Source organism: Flavobacterium sp. (genome assembly GCF_004295795.1).
In the GTDB taxonomy this organism is placed as follows: Bacteria; Bacteroidota; Bacteroidia; order Flavobacteriales; family Flavobacteriaceae; genus Flavobacterium.
This window is the reverse complement of the sequence record NZ_SEBR01000008.1, coordinates 1-25,754: the sequence shown is the minus strand read 5'-3', so window position 1 is coordinate 25,754 and position 25,754 is coordinate 1. Positions and strand designations below refer to the sequence as shown.

Genomic DNA, 25,754 nt, shown 5'->3' with positions numbered 1-25,754 from the left:
AGTTTCAGTCTTGAGGTTTGAGTTTTTAGTCTTGAGTTTTTAATCCTGAGTTTTTAGTTTTTAGTTTTGAGTTTTTAGTTTTGAGTTTTTGAGAAGACGCTGAATGTTGCAAAAATCTCAACACCCTTATCTCACTACTCATATCTCAAAACTCATATCTCAATACTCAAAACTCACATCTCAATACTCAAAACCAGTATCTCACACCTATTAATAATCAGATTCGGTTTCCGTGTAATTCTGCAACAAAGCCGTCTCGAGTTGCGCATCGCTCGGCGCTTTGCCGTGCCAGGCGTGCGTGTGCATCATGAAGTCGACGCCGTTGCCCATTTCGGTATGCAAGAGCACGCAAACCGGTTTTCCTTTTCCAGTAAGCGCTTTGGCCTCGGTCAGTCCGGCGATGATTGCCTCGATGTTGTTTCCCTGCGTGATTTCGAGCACGTCCCATCCGAAGGCGATGAACTTGGCTGCGATGCTTCCCATGTTCAGAACCTCGTCTGTAGAACCGTCGATCTGTTGTCCGTTAAGGTCGACCGTAGCGATAAGGTTGTCGACTTTTTTGGCCGATGCATACATGATCGCTTCCCAATTCTGTCCTTCCTGAAGTTCGCCGTCGCCGTGCAAAGTGAACACCAAATGGTTGTCCTTGTTGAGTTTCTTGGCTTGAGCCGCACCAATGGCAACAGACAATCCCTGACCCAAAGATCCCGAAGCTACGCGAATTCCCGGCAAGCCTTCGTGGGTTGTAGGATGTCCTTGCAAACGCGAATCGATGTGTCTGAAAGTCGCCAATTCCGAAACCGGAAAATAGCCACTACGCGCCAGAACGCTATAAAAAACGGGAGAAATATGTCCGTTTGACAAGAAGAAAATGTCCTCGCCAATGCCGTCCATATCGAAACCTTCCTTGCGCTCCATGATGTTCTGGTAAAGCGCCACGAAAAATTCGGTGCACCCAAGCGATCCGCCGGGATGGCCGGAATTGACCTTGTGTACCATGCGCAGGATATCGCGACGCACCTGAATGGCCAGCGCATTTAACTGTTGTGTGTTACGTTTCATTATGTGGTTTTATTAAACTGTCCCAAAGATAAACTTAATTCCAAAGCGGCAAATGATATTGTGAAACCGAAAAACCGACGAAGGAAAGTAGTCATCGGCAAATTAAGTGTTAAATATACACTATTGCAAATTTATTTTGGTTTCCCGCTTTCGGACGCAACTCCAATCCATAAAAAAACGATCCGTTAAGACCGCTTTTCCGTTGTATTGTGAGTTTTTACTTTCGGATGATTTTTTGGGTTTGGACACCAACAATTATTAATTAACAATTATTAATTAATAATTGTTGTTCTGTCAGAAATTCACGCCATGTCCATTAGTAATTATTCATTACTACTTATTAAATAATCCTAACTTTGAGCAAACGACTTCTATGCAACTCTACACCATTATAGAACCAACGGCGACCGAAGTTCCGATTTTGATCAGTTCGCCTCATTCGGGCACGTATTTCCCGGACGACATCAAATCACGCATCAAGCCTGAATTGGCCGCGCGCCCGGACGACGCCGATTGGTACATCGACAAACTTTACGATTTCGCACCCGCGATGGGCATTTCGATGATCAATGCGAATTATTGCCGATGGGTTATCGATTTGAACCGCTATCCGCAGCGCGAACCTTTGTACTACGACGGACGCGTGATCACGGGCTTGTGTCCCGTAACCGATTTCAACGGACTGGCGCTTTACGACGGAAAAGTTCCGGACGACCGCGAGATCGAGAAACGCCTTGAAAAATACTTCATCCCATATCATCAAAAAGTGGAGGAATTGCTCGCGGCCATGGTAGAAAAGCACGGAATCGCCGTTTTATTCGATGCGCATTCGATCCGAAAAGCCGTTCCCGGAATTTCGAAAACCCCGTTTCCCGATCTTATTCTGGGCGACAACGATATGACATCGGCTTCACCTGCCATCATCGCGGCCTGTTACGACGTTCTGCAGACCGGAAAATTCGAGGTCGAGCACAACATTCCGTTCAAAGGCGGCTATATCACGCGTTTCTTCGGAAAACCGGAGAACAACGTGCACGCACTTCAGCTCGAAATGGCTAAGAAAAATTATATGGACGATTCCGAAATGGTTTACGACGAGCAACGCGCGGGCGAAATGCGCGATCTGTTGCAAAGAATGTTCGCCAATATCATAGCAACTTTCAGGTCATGAAGTCGTTTTGCTTTAAAGGTTTGCTGACCGAAAACGGTTGGCTCGAAAATGCCTGTGTTTCGGTTGATGCCGACGGAAAAATTGCCTCGATTTCGAGTGGTTCCGACGGTGAAAAAGTGAACGGTTATGCGCTTCCAGGTTTTCAGAACGCCCATTCGCACGCGTTTCAATACGCTATGGCCGGATTGGCAGAATTGCACGAAGGCACGGGCGTTCCGGACGATTTTTGGTCTTGGAGAACCGCGATGTACAATCTGGCATTGACGATTTCGCCCGATCAACTCGAGGCGATCGCAGCGATGCTATATTCGGAAATGTTGCGTCACGGTTACACTTCCGTAGCCGAATTCCATTATCTGCACCACGACAAAGACGGGAAAAGGTACGCGAACTTGTCCGAAATGGGCGAGCGCTTGATTGCGGCGGCAAAGAAAACGGGAATCCGCATCACTTTGGTTCCGATGTTCTACCAACAAGGCGGTTTTGGACAAAATCCGGTCGAGAAACAAAAGCGTTTCATTTCGGCTACGACCGACGACTATTGGCAGTTGCGTGAAGCGACCAAAAAATCGGCGACCTTATATAGTGGCGCGAATTGGGGAACGGGAATCCATTCGTTGCGAGCGGTGAAACCACAAGACGTGATTCGCGTAACAAACGAAATGGACAAGAACGCTCCGTTTCACATTCACGTTTCCGAACAACTCAAGGAAATCGAAGACTGTCTGGCGTTTCACCAAAAACGGCCCGTGCAATGGCTTCTCGACAATACTTCGGTCGATGCGAATTTCCATTTGGTACACGCGACGCATCTCGACGATTCAGAGGTTTCGGGCATCGCGAAATCTGGAGCGAATGTCGTGATTTGTCCGAGTACCGAAGGCAATTTGGGCGATGGTTTGTTCCGATTTGACGATTACAAGAACCTTGGCGGAAAGTGGTCGATTGGCACTGACAGTCACGTCGGCCTCAATCCTTTCGAGGAATTGCGGATTCTCGACTACGGACAAAGACTGATTTCGCACAAAAGAACCACATTTTACGAAAGCGGAAAAGGCGACAGCGGTTTCAACGCGATCAGGATGGCTTGGGAATCCGGACGAAAGGCGATGGGCGAACAAAACCAGACGTTCTTCAAGATAGGCGATTCGTTCGACGCTGTCGTGATGGATGCCGATTCGGCTTTGGTGGCGACGGCTTCGGCCAAAAACCTGTGCAATACTTTTGTTTATGCTGCCGATGTTTCGAATATCCTCGGAACGATCGTCGCCGGAAACTGGGTTGCCAAAGACGGAAAGCACTTGCGGCAATCTGAGACAATTGCTGATTTCAGGCGAACGATGGCCGATTTGGGTTCGCGATTGTGACCTGATAGACAAAACTGTTGACCGACAATTTGTGTAAGTATTGGCAAAAAAGAAAGTCCACCAAACACAAAATTGCTTACTTTCGCGACATCATGAATACACAAAACAATATTCAAATGACATGTGCACTGCGCTCGGACGTGAAACCGTTCGTGTTGCGGGCGTTTTGTGTGAACCCATATTGATTCAGAAATTGAAACCATATAATCACAAAGCGTCCTGATAATCGGGGCGCTTTTTTTTTAAAAGACAAATCAGTGAAAGTCGATATTGAACACAAATGCGGTTAGTCTTTGGAACTTCTGAGTAAGTCCGAAAAATAACAAACTGGAAAATCTGCCAAAGAACGCGGACAGGATAATTATTGTCTTTTATTTATTATAACTAATTGATTTCCAGTGAAATAAATTAAATTTTTCTTGCGAGTTCCAAAAAGACTTGCGTTCTTTGCAAAGTCGGAAAAAGGAAAGGATTTCCCCAAAAACGACAAACACAAATCAGGATAGTAAAATAACAATTACAAAAATGAAAACCTTGAACCACATCGCAAATCGCTCCATTAAGCAGCCTAAACAGGCGGTGCTTTTTATGGTGTGTGACGAATTTGTGGTCACGGGCAAGTGTACAAGTAGACGAACAAGGAAGAAGTAAGACGTTCATTTCCTTTTGATACGAAAGCACTTGCCATCCGCAGGTGCTTTTTTTTTGCGACAGTTTGAAAGCCGCAATAACAGCATCCTGGATAGATAAAAAGAAACAATTACCAAGAAAAAATAACCCATTAATAACAAGTAGCCAATCAAATAATAATTATCAATTAATAATTATTAATTACCTACGAAGTTTCAATCATCAACACAACACAATCATGAAAGCACTAACCTTAAAATTCTTCGATGTACTCGAAAGAAACCTCTCGCTAAAGGAATTCGAAAACTGGCTTTACTCGCTGGAAAACACTGACGGGCTCAGGAATTCGGCCTTGTTCAAAGCCTTTTTCAACTTCAATTACACCCATAAATCGGGATATGAATTCTCGAAGCTGCTCACGAATTTCAATACGGACGAATATGCGCTGTACAAATTCGAGAACACGTTGAAACAGATTTTGTCTGACGGGAATCTGTTTCGCGTCGTAAGATCGGCTCACGATTTCAGCCTCAGGTACGATTATCCTTTGTTCGCGATGATCGGCGAATACGATTACGAGTTGCAAAACGAATATCTGTCGTACGAAACGACGCGCCAAAAGCTCGCAGCCACGGCCGAAAGCCTTTTGCAGCAATGGATTTCGCTGAGAACTCCGGCTGCGCGACTGGACTTTCTCAAAGGCAAGATCGAAGTAAGCAATCCGGTGCCTTTGAGTCCAGATTCGGCTTATGTCAAATTTGCGGGAAGGCTTTGGAATTTCTGGAAAAATTAAGTTCCTGAGTTCCTGAGTTTGTGAGTGCCTGAGATGTAGTGCCGAAATTGTGCCGAGACTTTTCCGAAATTGCGCCGAAACTACTCTGCAAACGATCCGGAGATTGCCGCAATCGACTTTGTGATACACTCTGAAAGGAAACTGCCATGTTTCAAATCCCTGGGCTTCGGTTCGGGGATTTTTTTTTGGTGTGGCGAGCGGCGGACTGCGAAAGTGCCTGAGTTTTGTTTGCCGAGAAGTCGAGCCTTGGAAAGGTGCATTTTTACAAATAAATGAGCGAATTTACCAAACCTTCATTTAACATTTTTTACAGATTTTCTGTAACCAATTCATTCCGCGATTTTGTAGGGATAAACATTTTCCCCTTCCCTGAAGGTAAGATCGGGATTTCCCGAATAGGCCCATTACAGAAAATATGTACTTTTTGTTAAATATGAGTGTCCGAAATCTGATTCAGCATTTCTACGAACTTCCGGTGAAAAGAAATGCTATCGGGAATCCATCTCAATATTTTGAAGCAATTTCCGGCTGCCGCTTTTAGCTTTCTCGAACCCGTCGGTTTTTGCTGCGGCCAAAACGAGCTTCCTTCGGTCGCTGTTTCGGTCGCGAAAAAACATGTCGGCTTTTTCGAAAGGCTAAGCCGCTTCATCCGGGCTAGGGCTTGGTGCAAGATTGGCCGGTTTTGGGAATTAAGCGCTAAGGCACGTTCAACTTCGGCACTTTTCCGAAGCAATCTCGGCAAAACTTGCGTTGCGCAAACTCAGGCACTCAAGCACTTTGCAATTAGGGACTTTCTCAAACTGGTAGGGTTCGGTATGGAAGAGAAATCGATATAGCTATTTTTACCAAAATCAAAAATCCACGCATGAAATCGAGATTACTTTTACCATTTCTGCTAGTTGCGACGGTCGTTTTTGCACAACAACGAAAAAAAACCGACTTTGACTTCGGCTGGAAATTCCACTTCGGACACGCCGCAAACGCTGAAAAAGACTTCAATTATTCCATCGCGACGGCGTTCTCAAAATCGGGCAACGGCGGCAAAACGGCAATAGATCCCAAATTCGTCGACACTTCGTGGGCGAAGGTGAGCCTGCCGCACGATTGGGCTGTCGCGCTTCCGTTTCAATACGTCAAGAATTTCGATGTACAGTCGCACGGGTACAAACCCGTCGGCGGACTTTTCCCCGAAACTTCGATCGGTTGGTACCGCAAGAACTTCAGCCTCGATCCAAAAGACAGAGGGCAAAGGTTCGAACTCCAATTCGACGGCATTTACCGCAACGCACAAGTCTGGGTAAACGGATTTTACTGCGGCAAAAACGAGAGCGGTTATCTCGGAACCAATTATGACATCACCGATTTCGTCTCGTTCGACAAAGAAAACGTCGTCGTAGTAAGGGTCGACGCAACCCAATACGAAGGCTGGTTTTACGAAGGCGCGGGCATTTACCGCCACGTCTGGCTCAACCAATATGCCAACACGCACATAGAAACCGACGGGATTTTCGCCCACGCCAAAATTTCGGGAAACAAAGCGAATCTCACCGTAGAAACAACGGTCGCCAACGACGGTTTTTCGGCTTCCGAGGCATCGGTTCAGGTTTTCGTCAAAGACAGATCGGGCAAAGTCGTGGCTTCGTCGGCGAGCTCGAAAGTGAATTTGTCCGAAGGGAGAAATGCTACAGTAAAACAGAATATTTCGGTTCCGAACCTAAAATTGTGGTCGCTCGAAAATCCATATCTGTATAGAATTTCTGTCAGAATCAACCAAGGCGGGAAACTCGTCGATTCCGAAATCGTGCCATTCGGTTTCCGGACCATCGAAATCAAGAAAAACGGCGTTTTCGTAAACGGGAAATACCATAAGATCTTCGGTGTGAACAACCATCAGGATCACGCAGGCGTCGGTGCTGCGATTCCGGATCATTTGCATTATCACCGCGTCATGCTCGAGAAACAAATGGGCGTGAACGCTTGGAGAATGAGCCATAACGCGCCCGATCCTGTTTTGCTCACGGCTTGCGATTCACTCGGAATGTTGGTCTTGAACGAACAAAGGCTATTGAATTCGGGCAAGGAATACACCGATCAATTCAAGAAATTGCTAAAGCGCGACAGAAACCATGCGTCGATTTTCCTTTGGTCAATCGGGAACGAGGAAGGCATGATCCAGAAAACCGATTTCGGGAACAGGATCTCCAAGTCGCTTTTGTCCATCCAACGTCAATACGATCCTACGCGAACTTCCACTTACGCTGCCGACTTGGGCACGGAATACGAAGGCGTGAACGAGGTGATTCCGGTGCGTGGTTTCAATTATCGCCAGTTTGCCGTGGCCGATTACCACAAAGCGCATCCGAACCAACCGCTTATCGGGACAGAAATGGGAAGTACGGTCACGACCCGTGGCATTTACGTGAAAGATTCGATTCGCGCTTATGTGCCAGACCAGGATATTACCGCGCCTTGGTGGGCGAGCAAAGCCGAGGAATGGCAGAAATTGTCCGCAGAAAACGACTACTGGCTTGGCGGATTCATCTGGACAGGATTCGATTATCGAGGTGAGCCGACGCCTTATTCGTGGCCGAACGTGAGCTCGCATTTCGGGATCATGGACGTTTGCGGTTTCCCGAAAAACCTATACTATTACTACCAGAGCTGGTGGACGGACAAAGACGTGCTGCACATTTCCCCGCACTGGAACTGGCCTGACAAAAAGCATTGGGACAAACCAAGCGATTTCGTCGAAGTTTGGGTAAACTCGAATGCGGACAATGTCGAATTGTTTCTAAATGGAAAGTCGCTGGGCAAAAAAGACATGCCAAGAAACGGGCACCTGAACTGGAACGTCCAATACGAACCCGGAAAACTCGAGGCCGTCGCTTACAAAAAAGGCAAAAAACTCACGGCCAAGGTAGAAACGACCGGTCCGGCTTATGAAGTTGTAGTGACGCCGTACAAAACCACGATGACCGCCGACGGGAAAGACGTTTCGATCGTCAACATTTCGGTTGTGGACAAGGAAGGGCGTGAAGTGCCCGATGCCGACAACATGATAAGGTTCGGACTCAAAGGCGATGCGAAAATCATCGGAGTCGGGAACGGCGATCCGAGTTCGCACGAAGCTGACAAATGTGTCGACGGTGCGTGGCAGCGTTCCTTGTTCAACGGACATTGCCAAGTGATCGTGCAAGCCGGAACCAAATCGGAATTTATCCATTTCGACGCAAAAGCCGCCGGACTCGAAACCGGAGCGACTGATTTCATCACGGTAGAACCGACGAAGAAAGCGATTGTCACATCTGACAAAAAATACGAACTCAAAGGCGAAGCGGCCAAAACGCGCCCGGTCGACAAAATGATCGGCGCCGATATTTCGTTCCTTCCGGAATTGGAAGCAAAAGGAATGAAGTTCTCGGACAAAGGCGTCGAGAAAGACGCGATAGAGATTTTGAAAAGCCACGGCGTGAATTACGTCAGACTGCGTATTTTCAACGAACCCGCTAACGAAAAAGGCTATTCTCCGGGCAAAGGTTTCTGCGATCTCAAAAACACTTTGGCTATGGCAAAACGCGTGAAGGCTTCGGGCATGAAACTGTTGCTCGATTTCCATTACAGCGATTATTGGGCCGATCCAGGCAAACAATACAAGCCGAAATCCTGGGAAGGCCAATCGATGGAACAACTCAAGAAGTCGCTTTACGATTGGACGTTCAAGGTAATGTCTGACCTCAAAAATCAAAGCACTTTGCCCGATATGGTCCAAGTAGGAAACGAGATCAATCACGGACTTGTCTGGCCCGAAGGCTCGATCGCGAATCCGGACGGAATGGCGCAATTGTACAACGCAGGCGTTTCTGCCGTGAAAGCGGTGAATCCGAAAACACAGATGTTGTTTCACCTCGCACTTGGCGGACAACATTTCGAGTCGACCGAATGCATTGACGAAATGCTGAAACGCGGAGCGCACTTCGACGTGATCGGACTTTCGTACTATCCGAAATGGCACGGAACGATCAGCGATCTCGAATACAATCTCGCCGAATTGTCGAACCGTTACGACAAAGATGTGATCGTGGTAGAATATTCGGCCATGAAACAGGAAGTGAACAAAGCGGCTTTCGAAGTCCCGAACGGCCGCGGAAAAGGAACGGCGATCTGGGAACCGCTTTCGACTTGGGAAAAGGTTTTTGACAAGGACGGAAAGTCTAACGACCTGATTCTGGAATATGACGACATCAGCACGAAATTCCTAAAGAAGTAATATTTTTTAAAACACGAAAAGGCCGGACATCATCATCCGGCCTTTTTATTTTTCCCTGATTTGGATTCAGCCTTTTACGGCAAAAGTCTTTTCGATCAGCTCGTAACCTTCCTTGTTGTCGCTTACGTCCTCGTCGGCTTCCTGGATCAAAACGGTGTAGGTGCGGCCTTTAAGATGAAAACAATGCAATGTTCCGTGGTGTTTTACCGTGAGGATATTTGCCGTAAAATCGCACGAAAGCGTTTCATTGCCCGCGAATTTCCCGGGTTTTGTGGGCGTGAAAACCAACCCGGATGAACTGTAGGTCATGTTGCTGTTCATTTCGCTTTGATATGTCTGAAGGTTTTCGTTCGCGTCCAGATCGCCTTTTACCCACGACAGCGTGAACAATCCGCTTGAGCTCAGTCCTTCTTTTTGGGCGGCGAGGTAATACCCGATTTCGGTTATCGCTTCCTGTTCGGCAATTTTCCAGTCGCCGGGAATGTTGAACGAAACGCCGTCGTGGCTGAAAAGTTTGGGTTCAGGTTTGCTGCAGGCCGCGAGCACGAACAAAAGTAAGAGTCCGATTTTTTTCATGAATTCTGATTTTTTCCTTGAATACAAGTTGTCTAAAATAGTAAGGCTTATGTGATTCGTGCATTCGTGGCTCAGATGCAGTTTAGTTTCGAGCCACGAATGCACGAATTTCGGCCCCGTCGATTTGTCAAAACCAAGTTACATATTTTTCGTCGGATGTAACAATGTGATTTAGAATCAGATGGTCGGGTATTTTCCGAAGCCGTCCGTGTCCATAATCCTGCAAAACCAAACCATAATTGTACAGTTCGGCAACGAATCGGCTGTTTTACTTTTACAAGTCAGAAAAATAGACGGATCATGAAAAAAATACTTGCCTTCTCACTGTTGCTGACAGCTTGGCAAACATTCGCGCAACACGATCACCATCAAGCCAAACCAGATAATCCGAAGCCACAAAACCATCAAAACCACGAAGGTCACGATATGTCGAAAATGGACCCGGATTCCACGAAAACCGAACACCAAATGCATTCGATGCCACACGCTTTCTCGAGAAATCTTCCCATGAACCGCAACGCTTCGGGAACAGGTTGGTTGCCAGACGCCTCGCCAATGTACGGACTCATGTTCCACTCGAAAGATTGGATGTTCATGACGCACGGCAGTCTGTTCGTGCGATACAACAACCAGGATTTCACGAATCGCGGATCGCGTGGCGCAGACGAATTCGACGCTCCGAACTGGTTTATGTTCATGGGACAAAAACCGGTCGGCAAGAAAGGACTTTTCCATTTCAGCACGATGTTTTCGTTCGATGCCGCGCTCGGTGGAAATGACGGTTATCCCTTGTTGTTCCAAAGCGGAGAAGCTTATCGCGGCGCGCCTTTGGTCGATCGCCAGCATCCACACGATTTGTTTTCGGAGCTTTCGGTGAGTTACGCTCACGCGTTTACCAAAGAAATCGACGCTTTCGTTTATGTCGGATATCCGGGCGAACCTGCGCTTGGAGCCGTTGCGTTCATGCACCGTCCGTCAGCGCTTTACAATCCGGATGCGCCTTTGAGCCATCATTGGGTCGATGCGACGCACATCACCTTCGGCGTGGCGACGATCGGTTTCCGATACAAAAAGTTCAAGATTGAAGGTTCGTCTTTCACCGGACGTGAGCCGAACGAACATCGGTACGATTTCGACAAACCGCGATTCGACAGCTATTCGGGACGACTTTCATACAATCCGAACCAAAATTGGGCACTTCAGGTTTCCCACGGATTTTTGAAACAACCCGAAGAATTGCATCTGAACGAAGACGTGAACCGAACGACCGCTTCGGCCACTTACAGCTTGCCATTGGACAAGAACGGCTGGTTCAACGCGACCGCACTTTGGGGAATGAACAAATCGAAAGGACACGATGGCGAGCACGCCGCATTGTTTGAAGCCGCGTGGAATAAGCGAAGATTGGCGGTTTACGGAAAATACGAATTCGTGCAAAAATCGGCCGAGGAATTGGCTTTGGACGAATCGATTTATGGCGAACACGCGGTTTTTCCGGTGAATGCGATCACGGTCGGAAGCAGTTACGACATCCTGAAAATGAAGAAATTCAATCTTGCCGCCGGCGGACAGTTCAGTTTTTACGCGAGTTCCAGCCGATTGGACGAGCTGTACGGAAAAAATCCGATGGCGTTCGAGGTTTACGTCAGACTTTATCCAGGTCTGATGAAAATGTAGTGTTGTCCGAAAGTCGGGCGATGCAGTTTTCTCGCAGTTTCCAGACTTGATCGTAGTCAAGCGCAATTTTTTCGGACGCAATCCAATCGCGCACAAAATTCTGATGGAACTTGACTTTAAAATCCGAGACCTGATCGGGTTCGATTTCTATTTCGTGTAAAATGTCTGCTTTGAGTTTTGAGAAATCCGAATTTGCAGCAGTGAAATCGAACTTGAATCCGCCGAGATCCAAATAACAATGTGCTTCGGGAATAAAGTCCAAACCCGAGTTCTCAAGTGTGTTCCCAATTCCCGGCGTGTTCCTTCGCGACATTCGGTAAACGCCCAAAATCAGCTTTGCCGGAATGTAGTTTTCATCGGCGATTGCTTTCAACAGCGCGTGTTTGGATGAACAACTGCCTTTTGCTTCGGTTAAAACCAAGCTAAGATCGCGTCGGTTCGCGTTTCTTCCGTAAGGCAAATCGCGAACGTGTTCCAAAAGTGAATTCCAATCCCCGATTCCCAGATCGAGCGCGATTTTCGTGAGCATCCCGATTTTCAGCCGTGGTGATTTCAGGCCGATGCAAACACGAAAACCATCCGGATCGCGCAAGATTTTGCCGTTTTCTCTCCAATACGGATTTTTCGCTTCTATCGGATTTGTTCCAAAACGCCCGGCTCGTTTCACCAAGGCATCGATTTCGGCCTGAGAATTCAGATAGAAAACCAAGAGGTCGTCCTCGTCAGGGAAATGTTCCGGATTTTCGTCCGATCTTGTGAATTCGATTTCCCAATTTTCGTTCAGCTTTCCAAGGAAGATGCCGTCGTAACCATCGTGGTTCCCGAATTTTCCCAAAACCGAAAGTCCGATGACTTCGGTATAAAAACCAAGCATCGGACTCAAATCTTTGGTATGTCTAGCGACGCGAAGCCGCATTAGAAAATATAGGTCGAAACCGCTCCGGCGTCGAGTTGCGAGCTGAAAGTCTGGTTGTTGAAATTTACCGAAAACGTCTTGGCTGCGGCCGATGTGTTGACCACGACCAGAACCGTTTTTCCGTCAGGCGTCAGGAAAGCGACGTTCGGCAAACCTTCGATTTCGTTGGTCTTGATGCGTTTCGACCCCGGACGCGCGAATTTCGAGGCGTGCGCCATGTGGTAATACGCGACATTTTTGTTGACTTTCGAACCCTGGATCGTGACCGCGCCCATGCAAGTCGTGCAACCGCCGCGATCTGTGTGTGGATCGTATTTCGAATCGGCGGCCAAATTCCACTGCAAGACCGTTTTTGCCCAATTTCGCGTCGCACCGACCAGCAAATGCTCGACATTCCACTTGAGATCGTTAAGGAAATCGCCCGGTCCGCCTGTCCATTGTTCGGTGAAATAAAGGTTTTTGTCGGGATGCGCGTCGTGCACCTTGCTCATGGCATCGATCGTGCCTCCGTAAAGGTGAAAGCCCGAACCGTCGATGAACTTTTTGGCTTTTAGATCGTTCAGGATCGAAATCGGATAGTCAGGTTTGTCGCAATTGTGGTCGTAAAGCACGATTTTGGTCTTGATTCCCGCTTTGGCAAACGCCGGTCCGAGGAAATCGCGCACGAAAACCAGTTGGTCTTTGGCTTCCATGTACATACTCGGATTGTTGCCCGGATGCAAAGGTTCGTTTTGGATCGTGATCGCATCGATGGCGATTCCTTCGGCTTTCATGCCTTGGATGTACTTCACGAAATACTGGGCGTAAACCGGATAATATTCCGGTTTCAGGCTGCCGCCTCTTGTGTCGCCGTTGTCTTTCATCCAGACCGGAGCGCTCCAAGGCGAGCCCATGATCTTTATTTTGGGGTTGATCTTGAGGATTTTTTTGAGAATCGGGATCAATCCCGTGCGGCGGTCGTTCTCCAGGCTGAACTTTTCGAGTTTGACGTCGGTTTTTCCTTTTGGCAGATCGTTGTAAGAGAAAACGTGGTCGTCAAGGTCAGATGCGCCGATCGAGATTCTCAGAAAGCTTATCCCGATGGCATTTCCGGCAGTTGAAAACAAATCGGCCAAAAGTTCTTTTTGTTCGTCTTCGCCCATCGCCGTGAGCAATTGTGCGCTTCCGCCGTTCAGGCAATACCCGAAACCGTCTATGGTTTGGAAGGTTTGTTTGTCGTCGATCGAGATTCCGTTCCTGTTCGTGAGCGCCGACGCTTCGACCGAAGTTATATCGGACTGCTTGGTAAAAAGTACCGACTTGTCTGGTTTGGTGAGCCAGTTTTCTACTTTTACGGATTTTTGGGTCTGGGCTGCGACCATCGCGGTGAAAAGCGCAACTGCCACAACTAGTGTTGTTTTTAGGAGGTTCATTGGTTGTTTTTTGATTTTTGTCGGTTGAGATTTCGGGATTCTCAAAAATAGGGATAATAAAAGTTAAAAATCCAAATCCAAATTCCAAAATCCAATCCCGATCGCTATCGGGACAAATCCCAAATCCAATTCCGATAGTCAGCTGGACTAATTCCAACGCCGATCACTTTTGAGGCAAAATCCGCTGTTTGTTTTTTTATGCTGACCTGCAAGGTTTTTTCGACCTTGTAGTTTTTTTTGAACCATTAAGTTCATTAAGAGCAGTAAGGAGATGTGTTTCGAAGTTGTCGTAGTAGTTTTTGCTTAACAAACTTAATTTCCTTAATGTCCTTAATGTCCTTAATGTGTTAAATTCGAAAGCGTCCGACTGATTGAGAGATGCGAGAATTCAGTTATGTTCAAATGGCAATTATCGGTTTGAGTCCAAATCCGAAAGTCCGAAAATCCGACAATAAAAAAAAACTGACTCCAAATTGGAAATCAGGTTTTTGGCTACCGAAAATGGCTTTAGTTCGCTTGCTCTTCCTAGAGATTTTCGACGACTTTTCTCAAGCCATCGAGTACGACTTTCCAGTTTTCACGCGAATCGTCACAGGCTTTTTGGTCTTGGAAACCTTCTTGCGTGATCGTGAGTTTCGTGAATTCCTCGTCCAAAGTTTCAATTTCGTAGGTGACGACCGCATAATTTTCGGGTTTGTCTTCAAGGCCCGAAGTCAGGTAGCTCACCGACACGGAATTTCCCCGATCGATATCGAGCACTTCGCCCTTTTCCTCGTATGCTTTTCCGTCCCAGACGCCTCTCCAAAAAACGGGCGCGCCTTTTTCCCATGACGTTTCCATCGTGGTTCCGAAAAAATATTCTTTTATGAGTTCCGGGTCTGTGACGCCTTTCCAGACGTCGGCCGCCGTGGCGTGAATCTCGACCGATTGCGTGATGTTCAGTGTGTTGTCCATGATCGTTTTTTTTTTAGTTAGGATTTTTTTGAGTGTCTGAGCGACTGAGCCCGAAGTGCCTGAAGTTTTTTGTTTTGCCGAGAAATGTGGCCATGAAAAGATGTGGTGTTTTCCGAAAGACAAAAGTAAATCTACTGAACCTTCATTTAACAATTTTTACAGATTTTCTGTAACCGATTCATTCCGCGATTTTGTAGGGATAAACATTTTCCCCTTCCCTGAAGGTAAGATCGGGATTTCCAAAATACGCTCATTACAGAAAACATGTACTTTTTGTTAAATAAAGGTCGTCCGTAATCATCATTTGTTGTTTCCAGTTTTTCGACACAATATTTTGAAGCAAATTCCGGCTGCCGCTTTTAGCTTTCTCGAACCCGTCGGTTTTTTCTGCGCCCAAAACGAGCTTCCTTCGGTCGCTGTTTTGGGCGCGAAAAATCACGTCGGCTTCCTCGAAAGGCTAAGCCGCTTCACCCGGGCTAGGGCTTTGTCGCAGAAACAAAAAATCAGTTTTGAGATATGATTTTGTCGATGCGATCAGACAACTCAGGCATTTCCACATCCGTGACTTTATCACTAAAAAAAAATCCCGCTGATTAGACGGGAATTGCATTTTGATTTCGGTGTGACTGCCTTGATTGATGATCTGCGATTGATTCGTGATTGATTTGCGACTGATGATTTCTATAAAGAAGAACGTCGCCGCGATTTGTTACAGTGTTTGCGAAAAAAAAGTTCATTTTATTTGAATCGCCCGTTCAGCCTGCGTCGTATGCCGCGACCAATTCCGCTTCGTCGAGTTTTATCATCTTCATCATGGCTTGCATCATGCTGGCGATTTTTTTGGGCTCGTCCGATTTTATCAACTCGAGGAATTTGTCGGGAATGATTTGCCACGACAGCCCGAATTTGTCCTTGAGCCAGCCGCAAGCCTGGGTTTGCCCGCCTTCGAGCAGCGCGTCCCAATATTTGTCGACCTCGCTTTGGTCTTTGCAGTGGATCACGAACGAAACGGCTTCGGTGAACTTGAACATCGGGCCGCCGTTCAGCGCTGCGAACTTGATTCCGTTGAGCTCGAAACCTATCGTCATCACCGAGCCTTCGGGTCCCGGACCTTCTTTCCCGAAGCGCGTCGTGGCGTTGACCTTCGAATTCGGAAATAGCGAAACATATTTGTTCACGGCTTCTTCTGCTTGGGTGTCGAACCACAAAAAAGGCTCGATTTGCTGGCTGTTTGTCTGAAAGTTCATGGTTTTTGTTTTTTGCTTTGTCCAAAGTTATCGGATTTTTGAGACGAAATCGAGTGGTGGAAGCGACAATCCATATTGTGAAACGCGCCAATCGTCAGAAGTGGTTTCCGGAATCAGGAAGCCGATCGCGATTTGGAAACGAGCGTTTTGCATCCGCTCAGGCGCAACTCTTAAATTCAAACTAAAGTGTCCCAAACCAATAGCTGATTTCGACTATATTTGCGAGCCGAAAAACATCGGGACAAACATGAAATTCGACCTTTTACAAAAAGACCCGCAAACCAAAGCCCGCGCCGGAAAGTTAACTACAGACCACGGCGTTATAGAAACCCCGATTTTTATGCCCGTGGGAACGGTCGCGTCCGTGAAAGGCGTGCACCAACGCGAGTTGCGGGAGGAAATCAATCCGGATATCATCCTCGGAAACACTTACCATCTGTATTTGCGTCCGCGAACCGAAATCCTCGAGAAAGCCGGAGGTTTGCACAAATTCATGGGTTGGGACAGGAATATCCTGACAGATTCGGGCGGTTATCAGGTCTACTCTTTGTCTGCCAACCGAAAAATCAAGGAAGAAGGCGTGAAGTTCAAGTCGCACATCGACGGTTCCTACCACTTTTTTACGCCAGAAAACGTGATGGAAATCCAACGTACGATAGGCGCCGACATCATCATGGCCTTTGACGAATGTACGCCGTATCCATGCGATTACAGATACGCCCAACGTTCGATGCACATGACGCATCGCTGGCTCGACCGTTGCATTTCGCACCTGGACAAATTGCCGTTCAAATACGGGTACGAGCAGGCATTTTTCCCAATCGTGCAAGGAAGTACTTATAAGGATTTGCGTCAGCAATCGGCGGAATATATCGCCAATTCCCAACAAGTCGGCAATGCCATCGGCGGACTCTCGGTTGGTGAACCGGCAGAAGAAATGTACGCGATGACCGAAGTCGTGACGGCGATTTTGCCAGAAGACAAGCCGCGTTACCTGATGGGCGTCGGAACTCCTATCAACATTCTCGAAAACATCGCGCTCGGAATCGACATGTTCGACTGCGTGATGCCAACCAGAAACGCCAGAAACGGCATGTTGTTCACGGCTTACGGCACGATCAACATCAAAAATAGAAAGTGGGCCGACGATTTTTCGATACTCGACGAAAACGGGACGACATTCGTAGACCGCGAGTACACGAAAGCTTATCTGCGCCATTTGTTCGTAGCCGATGAATATCTCGGAAAACAGATCGCCACGATCCACAACCTCGGATTTTACATGTGGTTGGTGCGCGAGGCCAGAAAACATATCTTAGCGGGAGATTTCCGCGAGTGGAAAGAGAAAATGGTCCGTCAGATGAACAATCGACTCTAAACTCAGGCACTTTAGCACTTCGCACCTATGAAGATCATCGACCTCTACATCCTAAAGCGCTACCTCGTCACTTTTACGGTGATGTTGCTCATGTTCATTCCGATCGGGATCGTGATCGACGTGTCCGAAAAGGTCAACAAGATGATCGAGAACAAGATACCGTTTGGAGAAATCGCCTTTTACTACCTCAATTTCACGATCTATTTCGCGAATTTGTTGTTCCCGATTTTCCTTTTCCTTTCGGTGATCTGGTTCACTTCGAAGCTTGCGAACAATACCGAAGTCATCGCGATTTTGAGTTCGGGGATTTCATTTTCGAGATTTTTGCGTCCTTATATCGTGGGCGCGACCATCGTTTCTATCGTCGTGCTTTTGGCCGGATTTTTTATCGTTCCCAAAGCCAGCCAAGGTTTCAATGACTTTCGGTACGAGTATCTAAAAGGCGGCGGAAAGGACAAAAAGCAAAAGAACAGCGACGTTTTCCGTCAGATAAACGACGAGGTTTTCATCCACGTCGGAACCTTCAACCAAGGCTCGAAAATGGCGTTTTCGTTCACGCTTGAGAAGTTCGATAAGAACAAGAAACTCGAGTATAAAATCACCGCAAGCCGCGTGAAATATAACGAACGCACGAAGAAATACACGATGTTCAACTACACCAGGCGCGACGTCGGGCCGCTTGGCGACAGACTCACTTCCGAAACCAAGAAGGACACGGTTTTCCCGTTCGAGCTCGAAGATCTGACGCCGACAGTCTATATCGCGGAAACCCTGACTTTGGGCGAATTGAACGACTTCATCGCCAAGGAACGCAAACGCGGATCAGGCAATATCGACACTTACCTCGTGGTTTTGTACAAAAAGTACAGCCTTCCGGTTTCGGCCTTCATCCTTACGATCATCGCGGTTTCGGTTTCGTCGATGAAACGCCGCGGCGGAATGGGAATGAACCTCGCCATAGGGATCGGGATCGCGTTTACGTTCGTTTTCTTCGACAAGATTTTCGGGACTTTGGCCGAGAAGTCGAGTATTCCACCGTTTTTGGCGGTGTGGCTTCCGAATTTCCTGTTCGGGATTCTCGCGGTTTATCTCCTGAGGAATGCAAAGCGGTAAACTCCAGTCGTACTTACAGCTTCACCTGATCGTTTTCATCTGGGGATTCACGGGCGTTCTGGGCGGATTGATCTCAATTGGCGGAACGAACCTCGTGTGGTATCGCATGCTGATCGCGACGGCTTGCCTTTTTGGCTGGCTCAAGTTTACCAAAACGCCTTTGAGAGTTCCCCGAAAAGTGCTTTTGCGCCTTATTTTCGTAGGACTTCTGATAGCGGTGCATTGGATCCTGTTCTTTACGGCGATAAAGGTTTCGAATGTGTCGATCACCTTGGCCATGTTTTCGATGGGCGCTTTTTTCGCCGCCGTTTTCGAGCCTTTGTTCTACAACCGAAAGATGCTTTGGTACGAAATCCTTTTCGGACTCGTGATTGTGGCTGCTTTGAGCCTGATCCTGAACGTGGAATTCCAATATATTAACGGAATGGTTTTGGCGCTGATCTCGGTTTTCTTCGGAGTCATGTTCACCTTGTTGAACGGAAAACTCACGCTCGATCACGACCCGAAAGTCATCACTTTATACGAATTCGTCTCGGGCTTCCTGTTCGTGACTTTATATCTCGCGATTTCGGGTGACTTCACGCCCGATTTTTTCGACGTTTCCGTGAACGACTGGCTGCTTATCTTGCTTTTGGCTTCGGTCTGCACGGCGTATGCTTTCACTGCATCGGTTCAGATCATGCGGAAACTTACGCCTTATACCGTGATGCTGACGACCAACCTCGAGCCGGTTTATGGCATTTTGCTGGCTTGGCTTCTTATTGGTGAAGGGGAGCGCATGAGTTTTGATTTTTATATTGGGGCTGCTGTTATTATTGGCGTTGTTGTGCTTAACGGTGTTTTTAAAAATAAAATTTCTTCTTGATTTTTTTTGGGAGCTGGTTCCGGCTACCTGGCACTAGCTTTTTTGAAAAATCCGGTTTTCGTCGCCTGCCAGCGGGGCTTACTTTTGCCTCGCCGCAAAAGTAACAAAAAGGCGCGCGGCACGACCGATTTTGGCGACCTGACAGCCTTGGAAATTCGGGAATTAAAGGAACTCGCGGGAAGCTTTCTTCGAAACGACTAACTTTTGGGGCGCTCAAACAGCCTTTAATTCCGCGAATTTCCAAGACGTCAGGTGCCCGCCAAAACGCTCAATTGCCGGACTAATCGGAAAGTGTCTATTGATTTTTGGCTTGCGCGCTGCGCCAAAAATGTGCCCGCTCGGACTCTTGGGTTATTAGCACTTTCACACCCCGCTCGACCCTAATGTGCCCGCTCGACACTTTGGGTTTTAGAACCATCTGTGTCTGCAACACCCGAGATCAACTGGGGGAGAATTCCACGAGTTTTGTATGCCTTCCTTATTTGTAGCAATTTTCGCGATTGAAAACAAATGCTACACTTTTTGTAGCATTCGTTCTGGCCGGACGATTTTGCTACAAAAAAATGTTGTTAGTAATTTACCGCGTTTGCCATTTTCCAAAATCCCTATATTTACAAAACAAACATTCAACACCATGGAAACGCCATCTAAATCCCACATAGGCCGTAAAATCTCCCGCATCCGCGAACTGCGCGGCATGAAACAGGAAGCTTTAGCGCAGGCTTTGGGCGTGAGCCAGCAATCGATCTCGATTTTGGAGAACAGTGAGGAGATTGATGACAAGCGCTTGAAGGATGTCGCGGAGGCGCTTGGCGTTAGTAAAGAAGCTATTGAGAATTTCAGCGAGGAAAATGTGATTAATTATTTCAATAACTTTTATGACAACAGCGTAAACTCAGGCACGATTGCCAATAATCCTCTTGCGTGCACATTCAATCCTTTAGATAAATTGATTGAGGTTTTTGCTGAAAAGGAGAAGCTTTATGAGCGGTTGCTTGAGGCTGAAAAGGAAAAAAATACATACCTCGAAAGGTTATTGGATAAGAAATAGAAAATTTGAAAAGTCGCCGTTGGCGACTTTTTTGTTTTACTGAAAACCGTATTGCCTTGACTCGAAGTCCTATATTTGGGAGGATAGTGGCGACGACCTATCACTTATTAATTATTCATGCGTCATGCCAAAAAAACACATCGATGAAAATCAAATTCCAGTGTTCTAAATGCTTTAGAAATTATGTTGAAACGATAGATTTTGTACAAGTACAAGATCAAGAATTGTATAGATATACATGTTCAGAAGGCCATGAAAATGTATATTTCCAAATGAATCAAAAGTTTGAATTGTTAATGGAGTCCGCAATTTACGCTATTATCGACGGATATTACCGAGAAGCAGTTTCTTCAATGACTTCTAGTTTAGAACGACTTCAGGAATATTTCATAAAAGTATTGTTTTACGAGCAAAACATTCCTGAACAAACTTTCAATGAATCTTGGAAGCTCGTTAGTGCGCAATCCGAAAGGCAACTTGGAGCTTTTGTTTTTTTGTATACGCAAAAGTATCGAAGCGCTCCAGATAATTTAAATTCGAAACAGCGGGAATTTAGAAATGATGTAATTCACAAAGGAAAGTTTCCGACGTTTGAAGAAACGATTAAGTATGGACAAATAATTCTCGATATTACTTTTATATTTTAAATGCACTAAGGCAATCCTCGGAAAACTCGATAACGACAATGACCCATGAGAAACACAAATTAATGATGGCAAAATTTGAGGCGATGAACGAAATTCCGTTTACCGTTCTTTCTCCAAATATTATAAATCTTCATTATCACATTTCAAGTTTTAAAAAACCAGCTTTAATTGAATATATAGAGTTGGTAAAAATAAAACTAAAAGACGAAGGCGCGAACGCATAAACACCGCAAACCTCAATAACGGGTTTTCAGGTTTCGGAAGTGTCCTTTCCATGACTGCAAAACAATGATTTTTCTAACTTGAAAAGTTTGAAAAAATCAAAAGTGTTGCTGCCTTTCGTACTAACGGAAAAACCCTTCTTCGACAGCCGCGCCTTCAACTGGCGGCCTCACGCTACCAGCAAGCGTATCACCGGTTCCAAAAAAAATTAGTTCATAGCCAGATGTAGAACCTATAAAATAAAGAACTATCTTTACGAAGTAACTATCATAAACTGATACTTACTTCTTTTATGGCAAAACAATTTTATAAAGCAGTGTATTTCAGTGACTACCCCTCTGCAATAGCAAAAGACCGATCAGTTACAATCGCCTTTAGCGAACCTGAGGAATCCTACTTTTCAAAAATTAAAGAACTCTCTACACAAGAAATTAAGGATTTGATAGGTGTTCAGACATATAAGCAACTTTCGCTATTTGCAGAGAAACAAGATAGATCTATAAATCAAGTTATTAAACGACTTGTAAAACAAAATCTTCATCAAATAGATAAAATTGATGGAGTTACAGAAAAGGACGTAACCTTTGTCAAAAGTAAAAGTCTTCCTTTTCAACGCTGGTATCCTTACATTGAAGGCTATGCGCCTGACTTTGTGAAATCTTTGATCAACAATTATGGCATTGCTAATACTATAATCTACGAGCCTTTTGCAGGCACTGGTACAACTTTGCTAGCAGCAGATGAATTAAATATCAAAACTGTTTATTCGGAAGTCAACCCATTACTTCAGTTCTTAATTGAGACAAAAATAAGTGTTTTAAAATCCTCTGATTCTAGACGTAAAAATATTGCAGAGAGTTTGAAAGTGATAAAACATACTATCATTGGTGATATTGATAATTTTGAAAGAAATAAATCACTAGAAGACTCTTATAATTTATTGTTCCCTGAGAAAGAATATTTTCCCAAAAATGCACTTGATCAAATTTTAAAACTTCGCACTCTCATCGATAATATCAAATTAGAAGATGAATTGCTGGGTGATATTCTAACAGTAGCTGTCATTTCTTGCTTACTGCCTGTGTCATATTTAAAAAAGGTTGGAGATGTGAGATTTAAGACTGAGAAAGAAATTAAAAAAGACCTAAAAGCTCTAAATGAGGTTTTGCTGGACAAAATCGAAGACATATCTCAAGATGTGCTAGATATAAATATTAAGCTCAATAATCTTCCTGAATTTATTTCAACGAATGCAAAAAATATTGGCAAAATAAATCATTTAAAAATTGGAGCAGTTATTACCAGTCCGCCTTATCTTAACGGCACTAATTACTTTAGAAACACGAAAATAGAATTGTGGTTTTTACGATATCTGCAGTATGAAAATGACTTACGCTTTTTTAGAGACCAAGTCTTAACCAGTGGAATCAATGACGTCAGAAAGGAATATGCTAAAACTGGAATTTTAGATTTGACTAAGATTAGTCCTTTATTACATTCTACAATGGATGAATTGAAAAGTAATTCGTATGATTCGAGAATTCCAATAATGGCTAAAAGTTACTTTGATGAGATGTATGGAATTTTTAACGACATCAAACCGTCACTCGAACAAAACTCGAAAATTTTGATTGATATTGGTGATTCTATTTTTTGCGGAATTCACATTAAGACTGACGATATTTTAATCGAACTTTTTCAAAGTTTAGGTTATAAACTAATTGACAACAAAGTTTTGCGTAAGCGTCGGTCCAGAAATCAAGAAGTTCTAACACAGTCATTGCTTGTCTTCGAGTATACTGGAAAAAAAATCTCATCGACTCGAAGGGTTATAAAAAAATGGGAAGCGGATTGGAGTTCTTTTAAGAATGACTTACCTCATCAACAAGTTCCATTATCGAATAGAAATTGGGGACACAAAAACCACTCGCTGTGTTCATATCAGGGCAAATTAAAACCATCAATTGCCAATCAATTAGTAAATACATTCGTGCCTAATGAGGGCAGCGTCTTTGATCCTTTTTCTGGTGTGGGCACTATACCGTTTGAAGCCGCCTTATCTGGTAAAATGTCTTATGGGATTGATATTAGCTTACCTGCGTATTATATTTCTTATGCCAAAATCAATTCAGCATCGGTGATTGAAAGCTACGCTTATATAGACTCATTAAATAATTTCATAAATTCAAATAGTTGTACTCGTGATGAACTTGAAGCTGTTAAACAATTCGGTTTTAATAAAAACTTATCCGAATATTACGAGGAACGAACGTTAAAAGAAATTTTGCTTGCTCGTAGATTTATAAAAGAGCGATCTCCTAAAACTCCTAGCGAAATGTTGGTAGTTGCATCCTTATTGCATATTCTTCATGGTAATAGGCCGTATGCTCTCAGCAGAAGATCACATCCTATTGTTCCATACGCACCAACAGGGGAATTCGAGTACAAGAATTTAATTGAAAAATTAAATGAAAAAGTTCACCGGGTAATTAATCAAGAACTTCCGTTAAACTTTAGAAATGGAAAAGTATTTCATCAAGACACTACTAAAATCTGGCCACAAGAAATAAATAATCTTGATGCGATAATTACATCACCTCCATTTTTTGACAGCACTCGCTTTTACCTCGCTAATTGGATTAGAATTTGGTTTACAGGCTGGTCAGAAATTGACTTTAAACACCAACCAAAATCTTTTGTAGATGAAAAACAGAAACTGAATTTTGATATTTATGAGCCAATCTTTAGACAAGCGAAGGAGCGCCTTAAGACTGACTGTCCTTTTGTGCTACATCTCGGCAAAAGTAAGAAATGTGATATGGCATCTGAACTTCAGAGAATAAGCAAACGCTGGTTCAAAACCGCGGACATTTTTGATGAAAGTGTTGAGCATTGTGAGTCACACGGCATTAGGGATAAAGGAACCGTAACCTCTCATCAATATCTTGTTTTAATTTAGATTGCTTGGGTTTATTCAAACCCAAGCAATTTTTTATTTTCGATTGACAACTTATCGACCAAATCATAAATGAGTATTATCTTTTTTATCTCTTTAATGCGTTTCGGTAAATCAGATTTTTCTCTTACTTGAAGGTAACGATCTACTCCTTTATTCACGTCGATATTGTGATTCATAATTGGAAGCTTACTTGACATCAAGTCAATATTTGCGCCAACAATCTTAGCCAAATCAATTAATTCACCATTTGTGTAATATCTGCTTGGCCATTTATCTCTTTTATTTTCATTAGCTCCTTTGGAAAGCAAAGCCGCGTTTTCTTTCTTCAGCGGATAAAGATATTTTGAAGGTAAAATATGGTCAATAGACCATGTTTCACGCTTAGAAATATCTAATGGTTCTTTTGTTTTAAAGCAACGACCGCCGAATCTGTCAAATAATTCTTGAAAATTAATTTGTTCATTTTCGTCTTCAATGAAAAGATCAGCTATCCTTCTTCGAACCGAAGACTCATGTAATTGTTCTTTTGAACGTTTTGGATTTAGAACTGCGTTGATAGCTCCCTTACAACTTCTACATTCCATTTGTTTCTCTAAAGGTCCCCAGTTACTATGCTTGCTAAAGGCATTGAATGGTAATATTCTACTACAAACATTACACTGTTTCCAATATGACTCTGGATGTTCTGTAGCGATGCGAAAAAAACCTTCCCAAAATCTTAAAGCTGTTGTCGAATCTGCACTATTATAATCTTCTTCCCAATTATCAAACGGTAAATCAGTTTCTTTAGAATGAATAAAGCCACAACTTTGACATTTCCAAACGGCCGAGTCAAGCGCCTCTTTAGGTGTCGTTAAATTCTGACCAATTCGTTCGTAATTCATTTCTTTACAACTAACACATTTGTATGCAACCCAAGCATCATGATAAGGTATACCTGGAATTCTCAATATACCAGTGTCGTTCACAGTCTTGCGTCTACTCATTAGCTTTTTTAATTTATCGATCATGTCGTAAATGTATCAAATTAGAATAACATGATTAAAATCAAAAGTATTACGCTTGCAGGTAACCGTCAACAATAACCACGATTTTTTTGAAGAGTTACGTCAATACACAACAGCACATTCGTGGAAAAAATCTTCCCTGTAAAAACCAAAACTCCCCAAGCGAGCACGCCTTTTGCGCAGCGCGCAAGCAAAAGGCCAATAGATACTTCCAATCAGTCCGGCATTTGAGCGTTTTGGCGGGCACCTGACGTCTTGGAAATTCGCGGAATTAAAGGCTGTTTGAGCGACCCAAAAGTGAGTCGTTTGGAGAAGAAGTTCCCGCGAGTTCCTTTAATTCCCGAATTTGCAAGGCTGTCAGGTCGCCAAAATCGGTCGTGCCGCGAGCCTTTTTGTTACTTTTGCGGCGAGGCAAAAGTAAGCCCCGCTGGCAGGCGACG

At 44.8% G+C, this 25,754-nt stretch carries 19 protein-coding genes; 12 read left to right on the top strand and 7 right to left on the bottom strand.

Annotated elements, in window-relative coordinates; all coding sequences use genetic code 11:
* Positions 1-210: 210 nt before the first annotated feature.
* A complete protein-coding gene (locus EOO49_RS08530) occupies positions 211-1,062 on the bottom strand; it encodes a transketolase (RefSeq protein ID WP_290844657.1) in 852 nt (283 codons plus the stop codon).
* A gap of 373 nt (positions 1,063-1,435) precedes the next feature.
* Here EOO49_RS08530 and EOO49_RS08525 point away from each other — a divergent pair, with 373 nt between their 5' ends.
* From EOO49_RS08525 to galA, 4 genes are all read left to right on the top strand, one after another.
* On the top strand, positions 1,436-2,233 hold the full coding sequence (locus EOO49_RS08525) for an N-formylglutamate amidohydrolase (RefSeq protein ID WP_290844656.1): 798 nt from the start codon (positions 1,436-1,438) through the stop codon (positions 2,231-2,233).
* Positions 2,230-3,600, top strand: coding sequence for a formimidoylglutamate deiminase (gene hutF, locus EOO49_RS08520; protein WP_290844655.1), 1,371 nt, complete (start codon positions 2,230-2,232; stop codon positions 3,598-3,600). Before EOO49_RS08525 ends, hutF begins: the two co-directional genes overlap by 4 nt.
* An 868-nt stretch (positions 3,601-4,468) precedes the next feature.
* Positions 4,469-5,023: a hypothetical protein gene (locus EOO49_RS08515; RefSeq protein ID WP_290844654.1), complete on the top strand. Its 555-nt coding sequence runs from the start codon at positions 4,469-4,471 to the stop codon at positions 5,021-5,023.
* A gap of 865 nt (positions 5,024-5,888) precedes the next feature.
* The gene (gene galA / locus EOO49_RS08510) at positions 5,889-9,290 is read left to right on the top strand and encodes a beta-galactosidase GalA (RefSeq protein ID WP_290844653.1); all 3,402 of its coding nucleotides are present in this window, start codon (positions 5,889-5,891) and stop codon (positions 9,288-9,290) included.
* Positions 9,291-9,356: 66 nt separating this feature from the next.
* On the opposite strand, the gene EOO49_RS08505 is transcribed toward galA, so the two are convergent.
* Positions 9,357-9,866, bottom strand: a complete 510-nt coding sequence (locus tag EOO49_RS08505) for a hypothetical protein (RefSeq protein WP_290844651.1) — start codon at positions 9,864-9,866, stop codon at positions 9,357-9,359.
* Between the two features lie 300 nt (positions 9,867-10,166).
* On the opposite strand from EOO49_RS08505, the gene EOO49_RS08500 reads away from it, so the two are divergent.
* Positions 10,167-11,543 (top strand): hypothetical protein, encoded by a 1,377-nt coding sequence (locus EOO49_RS08500; protein WP_290844649.1) that lies wholly within the window; start codon positions 10,167-10,169, stop codon positions 11,541-11,543.
* Here the strand turns inward: EOO49_RS08500 and EOO49_RS08495 are convergent.
* The 4 genes from EOO49_RS08495 to EOO49_RS08480 all read right to left on the bottom strand — a co-directional run bounded on the left by EOO49_RS08495 (position 11,512) and on the right by EOO49_RS08480 (position 16,072).
* A complete protein-coding gene (locus EOO49_RS08495; protein WP_366927236.1) occupies positions 11,512-12,459 on the bottom strand; it encodes a VOC family protein in 948 nt (315 codons plus the stop codon). The two genes, EOO49_RS08500 and EOO49_RS08495, sit on opposite strands and share 32 nt — an antisense overlap.
* On the bottom strand, positions 12,459-13,871 hold the full coding sequence (locus EOO49_RS08490) for a glycoside hydrolase family 30 beta sandwich domain-containing protein (RefSeq protein WP_290844645.1): 1,413 nt from the start codon (positions 13,869-13,871) through the stop codon (positions 12,459-12,461). Before EOO49_RS08490 ends, EOO49_RS08495 begins: the two co-directional genes overlap by 1 nt.
* A 525-nt stretch (positions 13,872-14,396) precedes the next feature.
* Entirely contained in the window at positions 14,397-14,825 is a 429-nt protein-coding gene (locus EOO49_RS08485; RefSeq protein ID WP_290844643.1) for an SRPBCC domain-containing protein, read from the bottom strand.
* A gap of 755 nt (positions 14,826-15,580) precedes the next feature.
* The gene (locus tag EOO49_RS08480) at positions 15,581-16,072 is read right to left on the bottom strand and encodes a VOC family protein (protein ID WP_290844641.1); all 492 of its coding nucleotides are present in this window, start codon (positions 16,070-16,072) and stop codon (positions 15,581-15,583) included.
* A gap of 247 nt (positions 16,073-16,319) precedes the next feature.
* Here EOO49_RS08480 and tgt point away from each other — a divergent pair, with 247 nt between their 5' ends.
* The 7 genes from tgt (at position 16,320) to EOO49_RS08445 (ending at position 24,307) form a co-directional block, all read left to right on the top strand.
* Positions 16,320-17,450, top strand: a complete 1,131-nt coding sequence (gene tgt / locus EOO49_RS08475; protein WP_290844639.1) for a tRNA guanosine(34) transglycosylase Tgt — start codon at positions 16,320-16,322, stop codon at positions 17,448-17,450.
* A gap of 27 nt (positions 17,451-17,477) precedes the next feature.
* Positions 17,478-18,563 (top strand): LptF/LptG family permease, encoded by a 1,086-nt coding sequence (locus tag EOO49_RS08470; protein WP_290844637.1) that lies wholly within the window; start codon positions 17,478-17,480, stop codon positions 18,561-18,563.
* On the top strand, positions 18,550-19,428 hold the full coding sequence (locus EOO49_RS08465; RefSeq protein ID WP_290844635.1) for a DMT family transporter: 879 nt from the start codon (positions 18,550-18,552) through the stop codon (positions 19,426-19,428). Before EOO49_RS08470 ends, EOO49_RS08465 begins: the two co-directional genes overlap by 14 nt.
* A 634-nt stretch (positions 19,429-20,062) precedes the next feature.
* Positions 20,063-20,479, top strand: coding sequence for a helix-turn-helix transcriptional regulator (locus EOO49_RS08460; RefSeq protein WP_290844632.1), 417 nt, complete (start codon positions 20,063-20,065; stop codon positions 20,477-20,479).
* 143 nt (positions 20,480-20,622) lie between these two features.
* Positions 20,623-21,126, top strand: a complete 504-nt coding sequence (locus EOO49_RS08455; protein ID WP_290844630.1) for a hypothetical protein — start codon at positions 20,623-20,625, stop codon at positions 21,124-21,126.
* Positions 21,127-21,164: 38 nt separating this feature from the next.
* Positions 21,165-21,350 carry a hypothetical protein gene (locus EOO49_RS08450; RefSeq protein WP_290844628.1) on the top strand — a complete coding sequence of 62 codons (186 nt, stop codon included), beginning with the start codon at positions 21,165-21,167 and terminating at the stop codon, positions 21,348-21,350.
* 290 nt (positions 21,351-21,640) lie between these two features.
* Positions 21,641-24,307 carry a DNA methyltransferase gene (locus tag EOO49_RS08445; protein ID WP_290844626.1) on the top strand — a complete coding sequence of 889 codons (2,667 nt, stop codon included), beginning with the start codon at positions 21,641-21,643 and terminating at the stop codon, positions 24,305-24,307.
* An 11-nt stretch (positions 24,308-24,318) separates the two neighbouring features.
* On the opposite strand, the gene EOO49_RS08440 is transcribed toward EOO49_RS08445, so the two are convergent.
* Positions 24,319-25,317 carry a hypothetical protein gene (locus EOO49_RS08440; protein WP_290844624.1) on the bottom strand — a complete coding sequence of 333 codons (999 nt, stop codon included), beginning with the start codon at positions 25,315-25,317 and terminating at the stop codon, positions 24,319-24,321.
* Between the last annotated feature and the right edge of the window lie 437 nt (positions 25,318-25,754).